Source organism: Burkholderia dolosa (genome assembly GCF_902499135.1).
GTDB classification, from domain to species: Bacteria; Pseudomonadota; Gammaproteobacteria; order Burkholderiales; family Burkholderiaceae; genus Burkholderia; species Burkholderia dolosa.
In genome coordinates, this window is sequence record NZ_CABVPR010000005.1 from 22938 (window position 1) to 44915 (window position 21978).

The 21978-nt window shown below is 65.7% G+C and carries 20 protein-coding genes; 18 read left to right on the top strand and 2 right to left on the bottom strand.

Features of this window, described 5'->3' with window-relative positions; genetic code table 11:
• Positions 1-2 precede the first annotated feature (2 nt).
• The 3 genes from BUB20358_RS03835 to BUB20358_RS03845 all read left to right on the top strand — a co-directional run bounded on the left by BUB20358_RS03835 (position 3) and on the right by BUB20358_RS03845 (position 1419).
• Positions 3-389 (top strand): RidA family protein, encoded by a 387-nt coding sequence (locus tag BUB20358_RS03835; RefSeq protein WP_006763409.1) that lies wholly within the window; start codon positions 3-5, stop codon positions 387-389.
• A gap of 351 nt (positions 390-740) precedes the next feature.
• Positions 741-1169, top strand: coding sequence for a Tse2 family ADP-ribosyltransferase toxin (locus BUB20358_RS28050; protein WP_199901221.1), 429 nt, complete (start codon positions 741-743; stop codon positions 1167-1169).
• 1 nt (position 1170) lies between these two features.
• Positions 1171-1419, top strand: coding sequence for a hypothetical protein (locus BUB20358_RS03845; protein ID WP_046377159.1), 249 nt, complete (start codon positions 1171-1173; stop codon positions 1417-1419).
• A 197-nt stretch (positions 1420-1616) separates the two neighbouring features.
• On the opposite strand, the gene queF is transcribed toward BUB20358_RS03845, so the two are convergent.
• Together queF and ilvA are read right to left on the bottom strand one after the other, a co-directional pair.
• Positions 1617-2441: an NADPH-dependent 7-cyano-7-deazaguanine reductase QueF gene (gene queF, locus BUB20358_RS03850; protein WP_006763410.1), complete on the bottom strand. Its 825-nt coding sequence runs from the start codon at positions 2439-2441 to the stop codon at positions 1617-1619.
• An 11-nt stretch (positions 2442-2452) separates the two neighbouring features.
• Positions 2453-3976: a threonine ammonia-lyase, biosynthetic gene (gene ilvA / locus BUB20358_RS03855; RefSeq protein WP_006763411.1), complete on the bottom strand. Its 1524-nt coding sequence runs from the start codon at positions 3974-3976 to the stop codon at positions 2453-2455.
• Between the two features lie 561 nt (positions 3977-4537).
• On the opposite strand from ilvA, the gene BUB20358_RS03860 reads away from it, so the two are divergent.
• From BUB20358_RS03860 to BUB20358_RS03930, 15 genes are all read left to right on the top strand, one after another.
• Positions 4538-8572: a DUF3683 domain-containing protein gene (locus BUB20358_RS03860; RefSeq protein ID WP_006763412.1), complete on the top strand. Its 4035-nt coding sequence runs from the start codon at positions 4538-4540 to the stop codon at positions 8570-8572.
• Positions 8573-8657: 85 nt separating this feature from the next.
• Positions 8658-9101: an HIT family protein gene (locus tag BUB20358_RS03865; protein ID WP_035971722.1), complete on the top strand. Its 444-nt coding sequence runs from the start codon at positions 8658-8660 to the stop codon at positions 9099-9101.
• The gene (locus BUB20358_RS03870; RefSeq protein WP_006763414.1) at positions 9098-9511 is read left to right on the top strand and encodes a gamma-butyrobetaine hydroxylase family protein; all 414 of its coding nucleotides are present in this window, start codon (positions 9098-9100) and stop codon (positions 9509-9511) included. Before BUB20358_RS03865 ends, BUB20358_RS03870 begins: the two co-directional genes overlap by 4 nt.
• A gap of 52 nt (positions 9512-9563) precedes the next feature.
• Positions 9564-10295 (top strand): bifunctional demethylmenaquinone methyltransferase/2-methoxy-6-polyprenyl-1,4-benzoquinol methylase UbiE, encoded by a 732-nt coding sequence (ubiE, locus tag BUB20358_RS03875; protein ID WP_006763415.1) that lies wholly within the window; start codon positions 9564-9566, stop codon positions 10293-10295.
• 41 nt (positions 10296-10336) lie between these two features.
• The gene (locus BUB20358_RS03880; RefSeq protein WP_006763416.1) at positions 10337-11362 is read left to right on the top strand and encodes a Tim44 domain-containing protein; all 1026 of its coding nucleotides are present in this window, start codon (positions 10337-10339) and stop codon (positions 11360-11362) included.
• A 162-nt stretch (positions 11363-11524) separates the two neighbouring features.
• The gene (locus tag BUB20358_RS03885) at positions 11525-12151 is read left to right on the top strand and encodes a ubiquinone biosynthesis accessory factor UbiJ (RefSeq protein WP_006763417.1); all 627 of its coding nucleotides are present in this window, start codon (positions 11525-11527) and stop codon (positions 12149-12151) included.
• A gap of 12 nt (positions 12152-12163) precedes the next feature.
• On the top strand, positions 12164-13741 hold the full coding sequence (ubiB, locus tag BUB20358_RS03890) for a ubiquinone biosynthesis regulatory protein kinase UbiB (RefSeq protein ID WP_006763418.1): 1578 nt from the start codon (positions 12164-12166) through the stop codon (positions 13739-13741).
• Positions 13742-13758: 17 nt separating this feature from the next.
• Positions 13759-14385, top strand: coding sequence for a class I SAM-dependent methyltransferase (locus tag BUB20358_RS03895; protein ID WP_035971723.1), 627 nt, complete (start codon positions 13759-13761; stop codon positions 14383-14385).
• A 96-nt stretch (positions 14386-14481) separates the two neighbouring features.
• The gene (locus BUB20358_RS03900; RefSeq protein WP_035971724.1) at positions 14482-14811 is read left to right on the top strand and encodes an FmdB family zinc ribbon protein; all 330 of its coding nucleotides are present in this window, start codon (positions 14482-14484) and stop codon (positions 14809-14811) included.
• Between the two features lie 61 nt (positions 14812-14872).
• A complete protein-coding gene (locus BUB20358_RS03905) occupies positions 14873-15523 on the top strand; it encodes a DUF502 domain-containing protein (RefSeq protein WP_006763420.1) in 651 nt (216 codons plus the stop codon).
• A gap of 67 nt (positions 15524-15590) precedes the next feature.
• A complete protein-coding gene (gene aspS, locus BUB20358_RS03910; protein WP_006763421.1) occupies positions 15591-17393 on the top strand; it encodes an aspartate--tRNA ligase in 1803 nt (600 codons plus the stop codon).
• A gap of 130 nt (positions 17394-17523) precedes the next feature.
• Positions 17524-18018 (top strand): dihydroneopterin triphosphate diphosphatase, encoded by a 495-nt coding sequence (nudB, locus tag BUB20358_RS03915; protein WP_035971725.1) that lies wholly within the window; start codon positions 17524-17526, stop codon positions 18016-18018.
• On the top strand, positions 18015-19289 hold the full coding sequence (gene clsB / locus BUB20358_RS03920) for a cardiolipin synthase ClsB (protein ID WP_006763423.1): 1275 nt from the start codon (positions 18015-18017) through the stop codon (positions 19287-19289). Before nudB ends, clsB begins: the two co-directional genes overlap by 4 nt.
• A 207-nt stretch (positions 19290-19496) precedes the next feature.
• A complete protein-coding gene (locus tag BUB20358_RS03925) occupies positions 19497-20096 on the top strand; it encodes a TetR/AcrR family transcriptional regulator (RefSeq protein WP_006763424.1) in 600 nt (199 codons plus the stop codon).
• Positions 20097-20153: 57 nt separating this feature from the next.
• Complete coding sequence (locus BUB20358_RS03930; protein WP_006763425.1) at positions 20154-21941, top strand: acyl-CoA dehydrogenase C-terminal domain-containing protein; 1788 nt, start codon at positions 20154-20156, stop codon at positions 21939-21941.
• Positions 21942-21978: the final 37 nt, after the last annotated feature.

Here is a 21978-nt window from a genome sequence, read left to right on the forward strand (position 1 = left end):
CGATGAAGCGATATGGCGTGGGCGAAGCGAAGGGCACGGGCGGCCAGGTGATGCCGTTTGCGCGCGCGGTCGAGGCCGACGGCTGGCTGTACGTGTCGGGCCAGACGCCGATGGTGAACGGCGAGGTCGTCGAAGGCGGGATCGTCACGCAGTCGAAGCAGGCGATCGAGAACGTGATCGCGATCCTGAAGGAAGCCGGATACGGCGTCGAGCATGTCGTGCGCTGCGGCGTGTGGCTCGACGACGCGCGCGACTTCGCGTCGTTCAACAAGGTGTTCATCTCGTACTTCGGCGAACATCCGCCGGCACGCGCGTGCGTGCAGTCGAGCATGGTGATCGACTGCAAGGTCGAGGTCGATTGCATCGCGTATAAGCCGCCGGTGAAGTAACGCAGCCACGGATAAAGACTGTACGACGACGAGGCCGGTGCACTGGCGTGTGCCGGCCTCGTCGCATTATGGTCTCCGATGGGCCGTGACGCCGGTCGAACCGGGCGCGTCCAAATGTCTGCGCTGAGGTGAGGTATGAACGGCACCGGATTTCGGCTTTACGGTTGAGCTCCGGCGGCGCTTCGAGCGACACATCGGCAGGGGCGGCGGAGCAATCCCGAAAGCATTTCGGGTTTGCAGTTCGATACAGTTTGACGTGTTGGGGAGTTTTGAAGCGCCTTGCCAGGCAAGGGTTTGCGCTCTGATCCGCGCAAATCTTTTCGATACTTTAAATCTCGATATAGCGGGAGATTGCGAGCGCTCTACGATTCGACGGTTGAAACAAACCGTGAGGGTGTCGTGCCGGCGGACGAGAAATATTTGTATATCGAAGAGGGCGATTTCCTACGACTTGATCTGTACCGTTTTGGAAATTCTACGAGCTCACGTCTTGACCACGTTCGGCCGTTCAAAGACGTGATGGTAGCAATGAGCAACGGCGTCAGAATTATTGTCGCCAATCGGAATGGCATATCGTTGACGTCGAAGTATGATCCGAAGAAACGTGGCGTCTGGAGAATTCCGCGCGATACGCGTTTGCCTGCAGGACTTTTGTTGATTAAGGATTTGCGTCCCGGTCATGAAGGTCACTATATGTTGGCGCCATCCAGTAGTATGCCTTTTGCCAAATTCATCGGGCTACTTCAGGAACTGGCGATGTATTGTCAAAAGGTGAGCTGAAATGAATGAAAACGACCAACCGCGCGTCCCTGCCGATATGGCGTTGCCGTTACTGATGGGTGAATGGGTCGTGCTGATCGAGACTGTCCGTCTGCGGCTCGAACAGATCGAGCAGATCGATCCTGATTCGGTAGACGAGGACGTGCTTGCCGATCTGTATGAAAACCAGGATACGCTCGTGCGTCTGTTAGCGTATATCGAGGACGGCTTTGCGCGGACCTTCGGCGGTCCGCCAACGCCGGCAACGTGAGCACGAAAGGCGCTGGATTATGCAGCGCGGGCCGCGCTTTGACGTATTCCGCGCTTGCGTCGTGATCGAGCGCCGATTCGGCTGCCGATGAGCTTTCAGCGCAGGAACCGCGATTGGCGGTGCGCGGGCGCGGCGTCCCTACCGCGCGATGGCGCTTGTGGCGGTGGGCAGCCAATCATCCGCCACCGTCACCTCATTTATTGCCGCGCCGTCCGCGCATTATCCGGCATCGGCTGGTTGTAATTCGTGCGGAACGGGTTGATGTCGAGCCCGCCGCGACGCGTATACCGCGCATACACGGCAAGCTTCACCGGCTTGCACCGCTGCAGGATGTCGAGAAAGATCCGCTCGACGCACTGCTCGTGGAAACCCGTGTGATTCCGGAACGAGATGATGTAGCGCAGCAGCCCCGCATGGTCGATCTGCGGGCCGACGTAGTGGATCTGCACGCTGCCCCAGTCGGGCTGGCCGGTGACCGGACAGTTCGAGCGCAGCAGGTCGGACACCAGCGTCTCCTCGATGGGCGCTTCGTTCTCGGCGGCCGACAGCAGTGAAGGATCGGGTTCGTATACGTCGGCGTCGAGGTCGAGCCGATCGAGCGACAGCCCGTCGAGTTCGTCCATCTCGAGCTTGCCGAAATCGTGCGGCGACACGAGCTGCACCGCTACGCTGGCGCCGCACGCGGCCGACACGTCGCGCTTCAGCACGTCGCGCACCGCGTCGACCGAATCGAACTTCGACTGCGCGAACGAGCCGAGATACAGCTTGAACGACTTCGATTCGACGATGTTCGGCGATTCGGCCGGCACGTAGAACGTTGCGACCGCAACCTGCGGCTTGCCGCGCGCGTTGAGCCACGACAGCTCGTATGCGTTCCAGATGTCGGTACCGAAGAACGGCAGCGCGGACGTGATGCCGATCTGCTCGCGCGCGCCGGCGCGCGGAATCGGAAACAGCAGCGACGCGTCGTATTGCGATGCGTAGACGGTCGCCTTGCCGAGCGGGGAATGTTCGGGATTCATTGCGTGAGGCCTTACGACAGGAAGAGGCGGTAAGCCGGGTTGCCGCTCTCTTCGACATACGGATAGCCGAGCGCCGCGAGGAAGCGTTCGAACTCGGCGCGATCGGCCTGCGGCACTTGCAGCCCGACGAGGATCGAGCTGTAGTCCGCGCCCTGATTGCGGTAGTGGAACAGGCTGATGTTCCAGTCGGGCGCCATCGACGACAGGAACTTCATCAGCGCGCCCGGCCGTTCCGGGAACTCGAAGCGGAACAGGCGTTCGTCGTGCGCGAGCGGCGAGCGGCCGCCGACCATGTAGCGGATATGTTCCTTCGACAGCTCGTCGTGCGTCAGATCGACGGTGCTGAAGCCGTGCGATTCGAAGTTCGCGGCGATCTCGGCGGATTCGTCGCGGCGGCGGATCTGCACGCCGACGAAGATGTGCGCGGACTGCGCATCGGCGATCCGGTAGTTGAACTCCGTGACGTTGCGGTCGCCGACGAGCGAGCAGAAGCGCCGGAAGCTGCCGCGCTCCTCGGGGATCGTGACCGCGAATACGGCCTCGCGCGCCTCGCCGACCTCCGCACGCTCCGCGACGAAGCGCATCCGGTCGAAGTTCATGTTCGCGCCCGACGTGACGGCGACGAGCGTCTGGTTCTCGATGCCTTCGCGTTCCGCATAGAGCTTTGCGCCCGCGACCGCGAGCGAGCCGGACGGCTCGAGCACGCTGCGCGTGTCCTGGAATACGTCCTTGATTGCCGCACACAGCGCGTCGGTGTTGACCGTCACGACGCCGTCGAGATATTCGCGGCACAGCCGGAACGTTTCCTCGCCGACGAGCTTGACCGCGGTGCCGTCCGCGAACAGCCCGACCTCGCTCAGCTCGACGCGCTCGCCCGCCTGCAGCGACTGCGCCATCGCGCACGAGTCCTCGGCCTGCACGCCGAACACCTTGATCTCGGGGCGGACCGCCTTCACGTACGCGGCGACGCCGGCCGCGAGCCCGCCGCCGCCGATCGGCACGAAGATCGCGTGAATCGGGCCCTGATGCTGACGCAGGATCTCCATCGCGATGGTGCCCTGACCGGCGATCACATACGGATCGTCGAACGGATGGACGAACGTGAGGCCGCGCTCCTGCTGCACGTTGAGCGCGTGCGCGTATGCGTCGCTGTACGACTCGCCGGCCTGGATCACCTCGACGCTCGGGCCGCCGTGCGCGCGCACCGCGTCGACCTTCACCTGCGGCGTCGTGACGGGCACGACGATCACGGCCTTGATGCCCATCCGCGCCGCCGAGAACGCGACGCCCTGCGCATGGTTGCCTGCCGACGCGGTGATCACGCCGCGCGCGAGCGCATCGGCCGGAATGTGCGCCATCTTGTTGTATGCGCCGCGCAGCTTGAACGAGAACACCGGCTGGTTGTCCTCGCGCTTCAGGTACACGCGGTTGCGCAGCCGTGCCGACAGATTGCGGGCGGGTTCGAGTTCCGTCTCGATCGCGACGTCGTAGACGCGCGCGGTGAGGATTTTCTTCAGGTAATCGTGGGATGCCATGGGCGCTCGCGTGCAGTGCGGATGCAGACGGTAAAGGATCAATGATAGCGCCAAGGCTCGCCCCGCACGCAAGCGGCATGCCGGGCGAGTCCGCGCGCTCGCGGGGCGGCGTGCATCGTGCCGTTTTTACCGGTTTAACCGCCCGGTTACCGACCGGACGGACGGCGAATCGCCGGGCAAACCCGCGCGGAGCCAGGCCCGGCGCGGGTTGCGGCGATAGCCCCACGACCTGTCCGGCGTGTCACGCGTGGCGCGATCATGGGTTAGAATTTCGTTTTGAATCAAGGATCGGAAGATGCAGAGGCACCCTCGGATCGCCCCATTGAAGCCGTCGCCGCGCGCCGCCAGCCCCGCGGCGGAGCGGCATGCGCGCCGCGCGCGATCGTGCTGACGGCTCCGAGTGCCGCCAGGCCCCGTCGGCCGCGACCGGTGAGTTCAGTCCCGCTCCGGCCCCATGCGAGATAGTCGCCCGCCTGGCAACAGAACAGATTTCCCCAAGATTGCGCTCCCGCGCTTGCCGACGCCCGTGCACGGTGTATCGGCCCTCCGAGTCGTCCGAACATGAACGCACCACAAGTTTTCGATCCGCATGGCGCGGCCGCCGCCGTCGCCGCCGACCCCGCGCCTCGTCTGCGCGAGATTCCCTACAACTACACGTCGTTCTCCGATCGCGAGATCGTGATCCGGCTGCTCGGCGAAGACGCGTGGTCCGTGCTCGACGAACTGCGCGCCGAACGCCGCACGGGCCGCTCGGCCCGGATGCTGTACGAAGTGCTCGGCGACATCTGGGTCGTACGCCGCAACCCGTACCTGCAGGACGATCTGCTCGACAACCCGAAGCGCCGCGCGTTGCTGATCGAGGCGCTGAACCACCGTCTGACCGAGATCGGCAAGCGCCGCCACGCGGATCTGACCGAGCACCATGACGACGCCGGCCGCGGGCGCGCCGCGCGCGTCGAGATGCTCGAAGCCGCCGCGCAGCGCGCGGTCGACGAATTCGCAGACGAATTCGACAAGATGGCCGATTTGCGCCGCCGCGCGACGAAGGTGCTCGGCCGCTGCACGCAGAAGGACAACATCCGCTTCGACGGGCTGTCGCGCGTGTCGCACGTGACGGACGCGACCGACTGGCGCGTCGAATATCCGTTCGTCGTGCTGACGCCGGACACCGAAGCCGAAATCGCCGGCCTCGTGAAGGCCTGCTTCGAGCTCGGCCTCACCGTGATCCCGCGCGGCGGCGGCACCGGCTATACGGGCGGCGCGGTGCCGCTCACGCCGTTTTCCGCGGTGATCAACACCGAGAAGCTCGAGCAGCTCGGCGCGGTCGAGCTTACCGAGCTGCCGGGCGTCCCGCACAAGGTGCCGACGATCTTCTCGGGCGCGGGCGTCGTCACGCGCCGCGTGACCGAAGCGGCCGAGGCGGCCGGCTACGTGTTCGCGGTCGATCCGACGTCGCTCGACGCGTCCTGCATCGGCGGCAACGTCGCGATGAACGCGGGCGGCAAGAAGGCCGTGCTGTGGGGCACCGCGCTCGACAACCTCGCGTGGTGGCGGATGGTCGATCCGGACGGCAACTGGCTCGAAGTCACGCGCCTCGAGCACAACCAGGGCAAGATCCACGACATCGCGGTCGCGCGTTTCGAGCTGAAGTGGTTCGACGGCGCATACGCGCCGGGCGAGAAGCTGCTGCGCACCGAGATGCTCGAGATCGAAGGCCGCCGCTTCCGCAAGGAAGGGCTCGGCAAGGACGTGACGGACAAGTTCCTCGCGGGTCTGCCGGGCGTGCAGAAGGAAGGCTGCGACGGACTGATCACGTCCGCGCGCTGGGTGCTGCACAAGATGCCCGCGCATACGCGCACCGTATGCCTCGAATTCTTCGGTCAGGCGCGCGAGGCGATCCCGAGCATCGTCGAGATCAAGGACTACCTGTTCGAGACGTCGAAGCAGGGCGGCGCGATCCTGGCCGGCCTCGAGCATCTCGACGAGCGCTACCTGCGCGCGGTCGGCTATGCGACGAAGAGCAAGCGCAACGCGTTCCCGAAGATGGTGCTGATCGGCGACATCGTCGGCGACGATGCCGACGCGGTCGCGCAAGCGACGTCCGAAGTGATCCGGATGGCGAACGGCAAGAGCGGCGAGGGCTTCGTCGCGGTCAGCGCGGAGGCGCGCAAGCGCTTCTGGCTCGACCGCAGCCGCACGGCCGCGATCGCGAAGCACACGAACGCGTTCAAGATCAACGAAGACGTCGTGATCCCGCTGAACCGGATGGGTGAATACACCGACGGCATCGAGCGGATCAACATCGAGCTGTCGCTGAAGAACAAGCTGCAGCTCGTCGACGCGCTGGAGGCGTTCTTCCGCGGCGGCAACCTGCCGCTCGGCAAGACCGACGACGCGAACGAGATCCCGAGCGCCGAACTGCTGGAAGACCGCGTGCAGCAGGCGCTCGAACTGCTCAAGCGCGTGCGCGCGCGCTGGGAGTTCGTGCGCGACCGGCTCGACCAGCCGCTGCGCGAAGCGCAGCACTATCTCGTGCAGCTCGGCTACGAGGCGCTGGCCGAGAAGTTCGCCGATCGCGTGGACGAGCAGCCGGGCGCGACGCTGTTCCACGTCACGCAGGACCGCACGGTGCGCATCTCGTGGAAGCAGGAGATCCGCGCGGAGCTGCGCGCGATCTTCAACGGCGGCGCGTTCAAGCCGATCCTCGACGAGGCGCAGGCGATCCACAAGCGCGTGCTGCGCGGCCGCGTGTTCGTCGCGCTGCACATGCACGCGGGCGACGGCAACGTGCATACGAACATCCCGGTCAACTCCGACAACTACGAGATGCTGCAGGACGCGCATGCGGCGGTCGCACGCATCATGACGCTCGCGCGCTCGCTCGACGGCGTGATCTCCGGCGAGCACGGGATCGGCATCACGAAGCTCGAGTTCCTGACCGACGACGAAATCGCCGAATTCCGCGCGTACAAGCAGCGCGTCGACCCGAACGGCCGCTTCAACAAGGGCAAGCTGCTCGACGGCGCCGATCTGCGCAACGCCTATACGCCGAGTTTCGGGCTGATGGGCTACGAGTCGCTGATCATGCAGCAGTCGGACATCGGCGCGATCGCCGATTCGGTGAAGGACTGTCTGCGTTGCGGCAAGTGCAAGCCGGTGTGCGCGACGCACGTGCCGCGCGCGAACCTGCTGTACAGCCCGCGCAACAAGATCCTCGCGACGTCGCTGCTCGTCGAGGCGTTCCTGTACGAGGAGCAGACGCGCCGCGGCGTGTCGATCAAGCACTGGGACGAGTTCAACGACGTCGCCGATCACTGCACGGTGTGCCACAAGTGCGCGACGCCGTGCCCGGTGAAGATCGACTTCGGCGACGTCACGATGAACATGCGCAACCTGCTGCGCAAGATGGGCAAGAAGAAGTTCAACCCGGGGCAGGCCGCGGGCATGTTCTTCCTGAACGCGACGAATCCGCAGACGATCAACGCCGCGCGCAGCGTGATGATGGGCGTCGGCTACAAGGTGCAGCGCTTCGCGAACGACATGCTGAAGAAGGTGGTGACGAAGCAGACGCAGCATCCGCCGGCGACCACCGGCAAACCGCCGGCGGTCGAGCAGGTGATCCACTTCGTCAACAAGAAGATGCCGGGCAACCTGCCGAAGAAGACCGCGCGCGCGCTGCTCGACATCGAGGACAACAAGATCGTGCCGATCATCCGCAACCCGAAGACGACGACCGTCGATTCGGAAGCGGTGTTCTACTTCCCCGGCTGCGGGTCGGAGCGCCTGTTCTCGCAGGTTGGCCTCGCGACGCAGGCGATGCTGTGGGAGGCCGGCGTACAGACGGTGCTGCCGCCCGGCTACCTGTGCTGCGGCTATCCGCAGCGCGGCGCCGGGCAGTACGACAAGGCCGAGAAGATCGTGACCGACAACCGCGTGCTGTTCCACCGCGTCGCGAACACGCTCAACTACCTCGACATCAAGACCGTCGTCGTGTCGTGCGGCACCTGCTACGACCAGCTCGCCGGGTACGAATTCGACAAGATCTTCCCCGGCTGCCGGATCATCGACATCCACGAGTTCCTGCTCGAGAAGGGGATGAAGCTCGACGGGGTGACGGGCACGCGCTACATGTATCACGACCCGTGCCATACGCCGATCAAGACGATGGATCCGGTGAAGCTCGTCAACGAGCTGATGGGCTCGGAGAAGGACGGCTACCGGATCGAGAAGAACGAGCGCTGCTGCGGCGAGTCGGGCACGCTCGCGGTAACGCGCCCGGACGTGTCGACGCAGGTCCGCTTCCGCAAGGAGGAGGAGATCCGCAAGGGCGCCGCGAAGCTGCGCAGCATCCCGATCGCGGCGGGCGGTGCGCTCGAGCCGGCCGCAGCGGCGCCGGTGCCGGCGAACGGCCCGGACGTGAAGATCCTGACGAGCTGCCCGTCGTGCCTGCAGGGGCTGTCGCGCTACAACGAGGACGCGAACCTCGAAGCCGACTACATCGTCGTCGAGATCGCGCGCCAGGTGCTCGGCGACAACTGGATGGCCGACTATGTCGCACGCGCGAACAATGGCGGGATCGAGCGCGTACTGGTCTAATGCGGGGATGACGACCGCCCGACCGGGCTTGGGATGAGCGGGCGCCGGCACCTTCGTGCCGGCGCTTGCCCACATGGGAGCGACGATGGAATGCGTGTTTTGCCGTGAAGACGGCGGCGAAGTGCTCTGGCAGGACGACGCGCTGCGCGTGGTCCTCGCGACGGGCGAGCACGACTACCCGGGCTTCTGCCGGGTGATCTGGGCCGGGCACGTGGCCGAGTTTTCCGATCTCGGCGATGACGAACGGGCGCATCTGATGCGCGTGGTCTACGCGGTGGAGCGCGCGGTGCGCCGCGTGATGCAGCCGAACAAGGTCAATCTCGCGAGCCTCGGCAACATGGTGCCGCACGTGCACTGGCACGTGATCCCGCGCTTCTCGAACGATGCGCATTTCCCTCAGCCGGTATGGGCGCCGCGCCAGCGCAGCGTGTCCGAGGCGCTGCTGCGCACGCGCGCGGCGCAGGCTTCGCTGCTGCACAATGCGGTGCGCGAAGAAATTCAACGAACGAACGAACCGAGGCAGCCATGAGCGGCTTGACTTCCACGACGCCGATTCCGTCCGGCGTCGTCGTGCATGCGGTGTCGCGCGTGCTCGAATTGCAGTACCCGAACGGCGAGAGCTACCGGATTCCGTTCGAGCTGATGCGCGTCTATTCGCCGTCGGCCGAGGTGCGCGGCCACGGGCCCGGCCAGGAGACGCTGCAGACGGGCAAGCGCGACGTGACGATCACCGCGCTCGAGGGCGTCGGCAACTACGCGCTGCAGCCGACCTTCTCCGACGGCCATTCGACCGGCATCTACTCGTGGGATCTGCTGTACGAACTGGCGACGCAGCAGGACGCGCTATGGCGCGAGTATTTCGACAAACTGAAGGCAGCGGGCGTCGATCGCGACGCACCGATGCCGGCGGCGCCGGCGCCGCACGGCCACTGCCACTGAAATCGACGGCGCCCGCTCGGCGCCGTCTTGCCATTTACTGAGGATCAACGCGATGAGCAAAACCCACTTCGGCTTCGAAAGCGTCGAGGAAACCGAAAAAGCGAAGAAAGTGGCGGGCGTGTTCCATTCGGTCGCGAGCAACTACGATCTGATGAACGATCTGATGTCGGCCGGCATGCACCGCGCGTGGAAGGCGTTCACGATCGCGCAGGCGAACGTGCGTCCCGGCTACAAGGTGCTCGACATCGCGGCCGGCACCGGCGACCTGACGAAGGCGTTCGCGAAGGCGGCGGGCCCGACCGGCGAAGTCTGGCACACGGACATCAACGAGTCGATGCTGCGCGTCGGCCGCGACCGGCTGCTCGACAAGGGCGTCGTGACGCCGTCGCTGCTGTGCGACGCGGAGAAAATTCCGTTTCCGGACAACTACTTCGACGTGGTCACGGTTGCGTTCGGGCTGCGCAACATGACGCACAAGGATGTCGCGCTGGCCGAGATGCGCCGCGTCGCGAAGCCCGGCGGCCGCGTGATGGTGCTGGAATTCTCGAAGGTCTGGGAGCCGCTCAAAAAAGCGTACGATCTGTATTCTTTCAAAGTATTACCGTGGCTTGGCGACAAGTTCGCGAAAGATGCAGACAGTTACAGGTATCTTGCTGAATCTATCCGGATGCACCCCGATCAGGACACGCTGAAGACGATGATGGAACAAGCGGGCCTTGACGCCGTCAAATATTACAATTTGTCAGGTGGCGTGGTAGCTTTACACCTCGGAACCAAGTACTAAGGGGTTCTTTCCATACATTTGTCTTACATTTGGAGAAGCTGATGTCCGAATCGCGTTCGCTGTTCAACCGTAGCAAGCCGTCGAAGCCGTGGGCTCGACGGGTCGGCACGCTGCTGATGGTCGGCCTGCTCACGGCCGGCACGTTCGCATCGCTGGACGCCGAAGCCAAGCGCATGGGCGGCGGGCGCAGCATCGGCCGCCAGAACTCCACCGTCACGCAGCGTCAGGCTACGCCGCCCGCGCAGCAGCCGATGCAGCAGGCCGCGCCGTCGCAGGCGCAGCGCACGAACCCGGCCGCGCCCACGCCCGCCGCTCAGCCGAACCGCTCGCGCTGGCTCGGCCCGATCGCCGGCCTCGCCGCGGGCCTCGGCATCGCGGCGCTGCTGTCGCACTTCGGGCTCGGCGAGGCGTTCGCCGGCATGATGGCGAATTTCATCGTGATTGCGCTGCTCGCGATGGTCGGCATCTGGCTGATCCGCAAGTTCATGAACCGCCGTCGCCCGCAGGAGCCCGCTTATTCGGTCGGCGGGGCGTCGTCGTCGGGCAGCTACTCGCAAGGCAGTTCGTTCCAGCCGGGCTCGAGCAGCAACTACGCGGGCGGCAGCAGCTATGCGAACGAAGCGCAGCGCGTGTTCGGCGGCGGCGCGGCGTCCGCGGCTCCGGCAGCCGGCGTAGCCGCGCCGGCGCTGCAAGTGCCGGCCGGCTTCGACACCGAAGCGTTCCTGCGCAGCGCGAAGGTCTATTTCGTGCGTCTGCAGGCTGCGTGGGACCAAGGCAACCTGACCGACATCCGCGAATTCACGACGCCCGAAATGTTTGCGGAGATCAAGATCGATCTCGACTCGCGCGGCAACGAAGCGAACCAGACCGACGTCGTGCAGCTCGACGCGGAACTGGTCGCGATCGAGGATCGCGGGATCGAGCAATCGGCAAGCGTGCGCTTCCACGGGTTGATCCGCGAATCGGCGAATGCGTCCGCGGAGCCGTTCGACGAGGTGTGGAACCTGTCGAAGTCGGGCAGTCAGGGCTGGCTGCTCGCCGGGATCCAGCAGCTGAACACGCACTGAGCGGGGCCGGCGGCTCGCCGCCGGCTTTGCGGCTGTCGGCCGCCGCGCTGCGACCGCTTGCCGCTCGGATGCGGGGTCGCGCGCGGTCTGCCGACGAACCGACGTTACAATAGAAACCCGCGTGGGCGCCCGGTCCGCGCGGGTTTTTTCTTTCCCAGCCCGATGACCTTTGCCGCCAAGCCTTTTGCTGCTGCCGTCAATCACCTGCTCGCACGCGAATCCTGGGCCCGCGATCGCCTGATTCCATATGCGGGCAAGACCGCCCGGCTCGACGTGCCGCCCGTCACGCTGACGCTGCTCGTGCAGCCCGACGGTTATCTGTCCGCGGTCGACGCGCACGATGCGCAGCGCGTCGACGTGTCGATCGCGCTCGCCGGCGATACGGTCGCCGCTTTCCTGCAGGGCGGTCAGGCGGCCGTGATGAAGCACGTGAAGATCGACGGCGACGCGGAGTTCGCGACGCAGATCGCGAAGCTCGCCGAGCATCTGCGCTGGGAACCGGAAGAAGATCTCGCGAAGCTGGTGGGCGACGCGGCCGCGCACCGGATCGCGACGATCGTGCGCGACGCCGGCGCGCGTGCGCGCCGCACCGGCCGCAACGTGCTCGATTCGATCGCCGAGTACTGGCTCGACGAGAACCCGCAGGTCGTTCGGCGTGCGTCGCTGGGCGGCTTCGACGCGGAACTGGCGCATGCGCGCGATGCGCTCGCGCGGGTCGAAAAACGGATCGAGCGACTCGAACAAAGAATCGGCGCGCGCACGGGTTCACTCCCGAGCGGCGCGCACTGAGGGCCGCAGCGCATGCGCATTTTCCGCTTCATCAAGATTGTCTATACCGTCATCCGCTTCGGTCTCGACGAGGTGATGCTGTCCCGCATCGACGACCGGCGCGTCAAGCTGCTGCTGCGGATCACGACGATCGGCCGCCGCTATTCCGATCCCCCTGCGGTCCGCTTGCGCCATGCGCTCGAAAGCCTCGGCCCGATCTTCGTGAAGTTCGGTCAGGTGCTGTCGACCCGGCGCGACCTGTTGTCGGTCGATTTCGCGAACGAGCTCGCGAAGCTGCAGGATCAGGTGCCGCCGTTCGATTCTGCCGTCGCGATCGCGATCATCGAGAAGTCGCTCGGCGCGCCCGTCGACGAACTGTTCGACGAATTCGAGCGCGAGCCGGTCGCGAGCGCGTCGATCGCTCAGGTGCATTTCGCGAAGCTGAAGCAGGGCCAGCACGCGGGCAAGGCGGTCGCGGTGAAGGTGCTGCGCCCGAACATGCTGCCGGTGATCGATTCCGATCTCGCGCTGCTGCGCGACATCGCGACGTGGACCGAGCGCATGTGGGCCGACGGCCGGCGGCTGAAGCCGCGCGAAGTCGTCGCCGAATTCGACAAGTACCTGCACGACGAACTCGACCTGATGCGCGAGGCGGCGAACGGCAGCCAGCTGCGCCGCAACTTCGCGGGGCTCGACCTGCTGCTCGTGCCGGAGATGTTCTGGGACTGCTCGACGTCGCAGGTGCTCGTGATGGAGCGCATGTCCGGCGTGCCGATCAGCCAGGTCGAGACGCTGCGCTCGGCGGGCGTCGACATCAAGAAGCTCGCGCGCGAAGGCGTCGAGATCTTCTTCACGCAGGTGTTCCGCGACGGCTTCTTCCATGCGGACATGCATCCGGGCAATATCCAGGTCAGCCTCGACCCGAACACGTTCGGCCGCTATATCGCGCTCGATTTCGGGATCGTCGGCGCGCTGTCCGATTTCGACAAGAACTATCTCGCGCAGAACTTCCTCGCGTTCTTCAAGCGCGACTATCACCGCGTCGCGACGCTGCATCTCGAATCGGGCTGGGTGCCGCCAGAGACGCGCGTCGAGGAACTCGAGAGTGCGATCCGCGCGGTGTGCGAGCCGTATTTCGACCGCGCGCTGAAGGACATCTCGCTCGGCCAGGTGCTGATGCGCCTCTTTTCGACGTCGCGCCGCTTCAACGTCGAGATCCAGCCGCAGCTCGTGCTGCTGCAGAAGACGATGCTGAACGTCGAGGGCCTCGGCCGCTCGCTCGACCCCGAGCTCGACCTGTGGAAGACCGCGAAACCGTATCTCGAGCGCTGGATGACCGAGCAGATCGGGCTGCGCGGCTGGTACGAACGCTTCAAGGTCGAAGCGCCGCAATGGAGCAAGACGCTGCCGCAGCTGCCGCGGCTCGTGCATCACGTGCTGGCCGAACGCCACCACACGCCGCGCGCGGCGAGCGACGACCTGATGCGGCAGATCCTGATCGAGCAGAAGCGGACCAACCGGCTGCTGCAGGCGCTGCTGATCTTCGGTCTCGCCGTCGGCGTCGGCGCGCTCGTCGCGCGCGTGCTGCTCGCGCTCGCGTACGGCGCATGACCGGAAGGAGCTTCGCGATGTCCGATCCGAAACAACCGGGCACGCCGACGGCCGCCGATTTCGCGACACGCGATCCTGGCGACGCGTCGTTCTGGGACGAGCGTTTCGCACGCGGCGTGACGCCGTGGGAATTCGGCGGCGTGCCGGACGGCTTTCGCGCATTCGCGCAGCGGCTCGAGCGGTGCGCGGTGCTGATTCCCGGCTGCGGCAGCGCGCAGGAAGCCGGCTGGCTCGCCGATGCCGGCTGGCCGGTGCGCGCGATCGATTTCGCCGCGCAGGCCGTCGCAACGGCGAAGGCGCAGCTCGGTGCGCATGCGGACGTCGTCGAACTCGCCGATTTCTTCACGTACCGGCCGCCGTTCGACGTGCGCTGGATTTACGAGCGCGCGTTCCTGTGTGCGCTGCCGCCCGCCCGGCGCGCGGACTATGCGGCGCAGATGGCCGCGCTGCTGCCCGCGGGCGGTCTGCTGGCCGGCTACTTCTTCGTGACCGCGAAGCCGAAGGGACCGCCGTTCGGGATCGAGCGCGCGGAGCTCGACGCGCTGCTCGCGCCGCAGTTCGACTTGATCGACGATTGGCCGGTGACCGATTCGCTGCCGGTGTTCGAAGGGCACGAGCGCTGGCTCACGTGGCGCCGCCGCTGACGGACGGGCGGTGCGGCGGTTGCCGGGGCGCGTCGGGGTTTCGGCTATAATTCAAGGCTTTGCAAGCCGTTTCCAGTTTCTGCAGGAAAAAACATCATGCCGATCTACGCCTATCGATGCGAAGCGTGCGGTTTCGCAAAGGACGTGCTCCAGAAGATGAGCGACGCGCCGCTGTCGCAATGCCCGGAATGCGGGAAGGATGCGTTTCGCAAGCAGGTCACGGCCGCGGGGTTTCAGCTGAAGGGTTCGGGGTGGTACGTCACCGATTTCCGCGGCGGCTCGGGCGGCTCCAGCGCGCCGGCGACGGCGTCGTCGGGCGATGCGGCGCCGGCAGCAACGCCGGCGGCTCCGGCCGCGTCGGGTTCCGAAAGTACGACGACGAGTGCGGCGCCGGCCCCGGCCGCAGCGCCCGCCGCCGGCGGTTGACAGTCGCGGCCCGATCGGGCCGCGCCCATACCGCGCCGCCGGCGCGGTTCATTGACGGCAGATGATGAAAAAGACGACCCTGAAATCGGTGTTTCTGACCGGCCTGCTGGTTCTCGTTCCGCTCGCGATCACGCTGTGGGTGCTCGGCCTCATCATCGGCACGATGGACCAGACGCTGCTGCTGCTGCCCGAATCGTGGCAGCCCGAGCGGCTGCTCGGTTTCCGGCTGCCCGGAATCGGCGCGGTGCTGACGCTCGCGTTCGTGTTCGTCGTCGGGCTCGCCACGCAGAATTTCATCGGCCAGAAGCTCGTGACGTGGTGGAACGCGGTCGTGCGCCACATCCCGGTCGTCGGGCCGATCTACACGAGCGTCAAGCAGGTGTCGGACACGCTGCTGTCGAGCAGCGGCAACGCGTTCCGCAAGGCGCTGCTGATCGAATACCCGCGCCGCGGCTCGTATACGATCGCGTTTCTGACCGGCACGCCCGGCGGCGACGTGGTCAACCACCTGACGGAAGAGTACGTGAGCGTGTACGTGCCCACGACGCCGAACCCGACGTCTGGCTTCTTCCTGATGCTCCCGAAGAGCGAAGTCGTCGAACTCGACATGTCGGTCGATGCCGCGCTCAAGTACATCGTCTCGATGGGTGTCGTTGCACCGCCGGCGCCGGTTCCGGTGCCCGCGCGCCGTCCCGTCGAGCCGCCGCTGTAAGCCAAGAATCATCGCCCGGGCCGCGCGTTGCGGCGCCCGTTGATCAAACCGAACGAAAGCAAACATCATGTCGATGCGTACTGAATACTGCGGTCTCGTGACCGAACACCTGCTGGGCCAAACCGTGTCGCTGTGCGGCTGGGTGCAGCGCCGCCGCGATCACGGCGGTGTGATCTTCATCGACCTGCGCGATCGTGAAGGCCTCGTGCAGGTGGTCTGCGACCCGGATCGCGCCGAGATGTTCGCGACCGCCGAAGGCGTACGCAACGAGTTCTGCGTGCAGGTCAAGGGCCTCGTGCGCAACCGTCCGGAAGGCACGGTCAACGCAGGTCTGAAAAGCGGCAAGATCGAAGTGCTGTGCCACGAGCTGACCGTGCTGAACCCGTCGGTCACGCCGCCGTTCCAGCTCGACGACGACAACCTGTCCGAAACGACGCGTCTCACGCACCGCGTGCTCGACCTGCGCCGTCCGCAGATGCAGCACAACCTGCGGCTGCGCTACCGCGTCGCGATCGAGGCGCGCAAGTATCTCGACGAGCAGGGCTTCATCGACATCGAAACGCCGATGCTGACCAAGAGCACGCCGGAAGGCGCGCGCGACTATCTGGTTCCGTCGCGCGTGAACGCCGGCCAGTTCTTCGCGCTGCCGCAGTCGCCGCAGCTGTTCAAGCAGCTGCTGATGATCGCGAACTTCGATCGCTACTACCAGATCACGAAGTGCTTCCGCGACGAAGACCTGCGCGCCGATCGTCAGCCCGAATTCACGCAGATCGACTGCGAGACGTCGTTCCTCGGCGAGCAGGAAATCCGCGACCTGTTCGAGGACATGATCCGTCATATCTTCAAGAAGACCATCGACGTCGAACTCGATGCGAAATTCCCGGTGATGCCGTATTCGGAAGCGATGGCGCGCTTCGGCTCGGACAAGCCCGACCTGCGCGTGAAGCTCGAGTTCACCGAGCTGACCGACGCGATGAAGGACGTCGACTTCAAGGTGTTCAGCACGCCGGCCAACGCGAAGGACGGCCGCGTCGCGGCGCTGCGCGTGCCGAAGGGCGCCGAGCTGTCGCGCGGCGACATCGACGGCTACACCGAGTTCGTGCGCATCTACGGCGCGAAGGGCCTCGCATGGATCAAGGTGAACGAGAAGGCGAAGGGCCGCGACGGCCTGCAAAGCCCGATCGTGAAGAACCTGCACGACGCGTCGATCGCGGCGATCCTCGAGCGCACCGGCGCCGAAGACGGCGACATCATCTTCTTCGCGGCCGACCGTGCGAAGGTCGTCAACGACAGCCTCGGCGCGCTGCGCCTGAAGATCGGTCACTCGGAATTCGGCAAGGCGAACGGCCTCGTCGAGGCCGGCTGGAAGCCGCTGTGGGTCGTCGACTTCCCGATGTTCGAATACGACGACGAAGACGCACGCTACGTCGCCGCGCACCACCCGTTCACGAGCCCGAAGGACGAGCACCTCGAGTATCTCGAGACCGATCCGGGCCGCTGTCTCGCGAAGGCGTACGACATGGTGCTGAACGGCTGGGAAATCGGCGGCGGCTCGGTGCGTATCCACCGCGAGGACGTGCAGAGCAAGGTGTTCCGCGCGCTGAAGATCGGCGCGGAAGAGGCGCAGGCGAAGTTCGGCTTCCTGCTGGACGCGCTGCAGTACGGCGCGCCGCCGCACGGCGGCATCGCGTTCGGTCTCGACCGCATCGTCACGATGATGGCCGGCGCCGATTCGATCCGCGACGTGATCGCGTTCCCGAAGACCCAGCGTGCGCAGGATCTGCTCACGCAGGCGCCGAGCCCGGTCGACGAGCGCCAGCTGCGCGAGCTGCACATCCGTCTGCGTCAGCCGGAGCAGCCGAAGGCGTAACGCGCATTCGCGTTCCCGCAACGAAAAAGGCGCCGCGGTGCGCCTTTTTCGTTTTTTGCGGTACAGTCGCAGCACTTGCCGCGCGCGGCACGCGCATGTCCGGCGCGGTTCCGTGCCGTATGAAACGAAGATGACGAAGCCGCCGAAAATTCCCGAATCCGTACTCGTCGTGATCTACACGCCCGAACTCGACGCGCTCGTGATCAAGCGGGCCGATCAGCCCGATTTCTGGCAGTCGGTGACCGGCTCGAAGGACACGCTCGACGAGCCGCTCGCGATCGCGGCGGCGCGCGAAGTCGCCGAAGAAACCGGCATCGCGGTCGGCATGCACGGCGTGCCGGCCAACGCGCTCGTCGACTGGCACCACTCGATCGAATACGCGATCTATCCGCAATATCTGCATCGCTACGCGCCGGGCGTCACGCGCAACGTCGAGCACTGGTTCGGCCTTTGCGTGCCGCGCCGCGTCGACGTCACGCTGTCGCCGCGCGAGCACGTCGACTACGCATGGCTGCCGTACCGCGAAGCGGCCGCGCGCTGCTTCTCGCCGTCGAACGCCGAAGCGATCCTGCAACTGCCGATGCGCGCGGCGCTCGCGCACGCGACGCACGGCTCGTCCGCATGAATGCCGAAACCCGCAAGCGCTTCGCGCAATTGCGGCAGATGTTCCTGCAGGAGCGCGGCTCCGCGTCGCGGCTCGCGTTCACGACCGGCAACACGGTGCGGCTGCACGAGAGCGGCGGCGCGTTCTTCCGCGCGCTGATCGAGCGGATCGACGCCGCGGCTGAGCAGGTGATGCTCGAAACCTACATCTTCTGCGACGACGACGCGGGCCGCCCGGTGTCGGACGCGCTGATCCGCGCGGCGCAGCGCGGCGTGCGCGTGCGCGTGATCACCGACGGCGTCGGCACCGCGCGCCTGCCGCTGTTCGACACGTGGGCCGACGCCGGTGTCGAGCACTGCATCTACAACCGTTATCTGTTCGGCCGCTTCGGCTTCTCGCGCACGCATCGCAAGCTCGCGGTGATCGACCACGCGGCGGCGTTCTGCGGCGGGATCAACATCGTCGACGACTACGCGCAGAACGGCACGACGCTGCCGTATCCGCGCTGGGATTTCGCGGTCGAGATGGCGGGGCCCGCGGTCGCGGACGTCCGCGCGGCGTTCGAGCTGCAATGGCATCGGATCCAGTTCGGCCACAAGCCGTATGCGCAGTATGCGACCGCGCTGCACGGCGGCGAGCCGTTTCCGACGATGTTCCGGCGCTGGCTGCGCAGCCACCGCTGGATCAAGGCGGGCGCGCTGCGCGTCGTGACCGAACCGAGCGTCGCGTTCGTCGCGCGCGACAACGTCGTGAACCGCCGTGCGATCGAGAAGGCGTATCTGGCGGCGATCGGCAAGGCGCGCCATCGGATTCTTGTCGCGAACCCGTATTTCATGCCGGGGCGCAAATTGCGCCGTGCGCTGACGGGTGCGGCGCGACGCGGCATCGACGTGCGAATCCTGATCGGCCGCAAGGAGTTCGCCGCGCTCGACACGGCCGTACCGTTCCTGTATCACGCGCTGCTGCGCGCCGGCGTGCGCGTGGCCGAATACGACAAGACGATGCTGCACGGCAAGGTGGCCGTGATCGACGACAACTGGGCGACGGTCGGCTCGTCGAATCTGGACGCGCTGAGCCTGATGCTGAACAATGAGGCGAACGTCGTTCTCGTGCGGTACGACGCGCTGACGAACCAGCTGCGCGACGCGATCATGGCCGCGTTCGCCGACGGTCGAGAGATCGACGCCGCGCGGTATGCGGCGCGCCCGCGCATCGAACGCGTGCTGAACTGGCTCGCGTACAACGTATATCGGATCGTGATGAAGGCGCTGACCGTCGGCAGCTACGACTGACGGGCCGCGCAACTCTGCATCCGCTTCATGAAAATCCGTCCGCACGTTCGTGCGGAAAAGGCGCTCCGGTCACGCCGGAATCGCGCAAAATAGCGGCTCGGTTAGACACCGGTTTCTAATAATTTCCTTGTTTCGCGGGCGGTCGCACTCAATAATAGTACGGCCGTTCGATTTTATTCGATCCCCCGAACGGTTACAGAAAAAGCTATGCGAAAAGGCGAACAGACGCGTGCCGCGATACTCGAAGCTGCTTTGGATCTCGCCAGCCGCGACGGGCTGGAGGGGCTGACGATCGGCCTGCTGGCCGAGCGCATGCAGATGAGCAAGAGCGGCGTGTTCGCGCACTTCGGGTCGCGCGACGATCTGCAGGTCGAGGTCGTCCGCGAGTATCACCGTCGTTTCGAGAACGAGGTGTTCTTTCCGAGCCTGCGCGAGCCGCGCGGTCTGCCGCGTCTGCGTGCGATGCTCGCGCGCTGGATGGAGAAGCGCATCCAGGAGGTGACGACCGGATGCATCTACATCAGCGGCGCCGTCGAATACGACGACCGGCCGGACAGCCCGGTGCGCGAGCAGTTGATCGCGAGCGTGACCACCTGGCGTGCCGCGTTGCTGCGCGCCATTTCGCAGGCGAAGGACGAAGGACATCTGCGTGCGGATACCGATCCGGATCTGATGCTCTTCGAGTTGTACAGCTTCACGCTCGGCCTGCACCACGACGCACGTTTCCTGCACTCGCCGGACGCGGTGCGTCTCACGTGGGCCGCGCTGGAAAAGACAATCGTTTCGTATCAGAGCGAGAGCCGTTAGCGGCGCGTGATCCGCCCGCCAGCTGCTCGAGCCGTTTGCCCACCTTTGGAGAGAGTCATGGGACAGTACGCCGCGCCGCTGCGCGACATGCAATTCGTGTTGCACGAGCTTCTGAACGTCGAAGCCGAGGTCAAGCAAATGCCGAGGCATGTGGACCTCGACGCCGACACGATCAACCAGGTCCTCGAGGAAGCGGGCAAGTTCTGCTCCGAAGTGCTGTTTCCGCTGAACCAGGTCGGCGACCGTGAAGGGTGCACGTACGTCGGCGACGGCGTCGTGAAGACGCCGACCGGCTTCAAGGAAGCTTATCGACAATACGTCGAGGCCGGCTGGCCGGCGCTCGGCTGCGATCCGGAATACGGCGGCCAGGGGCTGCCCGCGTTCGTGAACAACGCGCTGTACGAAATGCTGAACTCGGCGAACCAGGCGTGGACGATGTATCCGGGCCTGTCGCACGGCGCATACGAATGCCTGCACGCGCACGGCGCGCCGGAACTGCAGCAGCGCTACCTGCCGAAGCTCGTGTCCGGCGAATGGACCGGCACGATGTGCCTGACCGAGCCGCACTGCGGCACCGACCTCGGCATCCTGCGCACCAAGGCCGAACCGAACGGCGACGGGTCGTACTCGATCAGCGGCACGAAGATCTTCATCTCGAGCGGCGAGCACGACATGTCGAAGAACATCGTCCACCTCGTGCTGGCCCGCCTGCCGGACGCGCCGCAGGGCACGAAGGGGATCTCGCTGTTCATCGTGCCGAAGTTCATCCCCGACGCATCGGGCGAGCCGGGCGAGCGCAACGGCATCAAGTGCGGGTCGATCGAGCACAAGATGGGCATCCACGGCAATTCGACGTGCGTGATGAACCTCGACAACGCGAAGGGCTGGATCGTCGGCGAGCCGAACAAGGGCCTCAACGCGATGTTCGTGATGATGAACGCCGCGCGCCTCGGCGTCGGCATGCAGGGGCTCGGCCTCACCGAAGTCGCGTACCAGAACTCGCTCGCGTATGCGAAGGAGCGTCTGCAGATGCGCTCGCTGACCGGCCCGAAGGCGCCGGACAAGCCGGCCGATCCGATCATCGTGCACCCGGACGTGCGCCGGATGCTGCTCACGCAGAAGGCATACGCGGAAGGCGCGCGCGCGTTTACGTACTGGTCCGCGCTGCAGATCGACAAGGAGCTGTCGCATGCGGACGACGCGGTGCGCAAGGAAGCGGCCGACCTCGTCGCGCTGCTCACGCCGATCATCAAGGCGTTCCTGACCGACAACGCGTTCGAGTCGACCAACCACGCGATGCAGATCTACGGCGGGCACGGCTTCATCTCCGAGTGGGGAATGGAGCAATACGTGCGCGATGCGCGGATCAACATGATCTACGAAGGCACGAACTCGATCCAGGCGCTCGACCTGCTGGGCCGCAAGGTGCTCGGCGACATGGGCGCGAAGCTGAAGAAGTTCGGCAAGATCGTGTCCGACTTCGTCGAGGCCGAAGGCGTGAAGCCGGAGATGGCCGAGTTCGTCAACCCGCTCGCCGATATAGGCGAGAAGGTGCAGAAGCTCACGATGGAAATCGGCATGAAGGCGATGCAGAACCCGGACGAAGTCGGCGCGGCCGCCGTCCCGTATCTGCGCACCGTCGGCCACCTCGTGTTCTCGTACTTCTGGGCGCGGATGGCGCGCATCGCGCTCGACAAGGAGGCGTCCGGAGATCCGTTCTACAAGTCGAAGCTCGCGACCGCGCGCTTCTACTTCGCGCGCCTGCTGCCCGAGACGGCGTCGACGATCCGCGCCGCGCGCGCCGGTTCGAAGACGCTGATGGAAATCGACGAATCGCTGTTCTGACGCGCAGCCGGGCGGCGCACCGCGCGCTGCCCGGGCG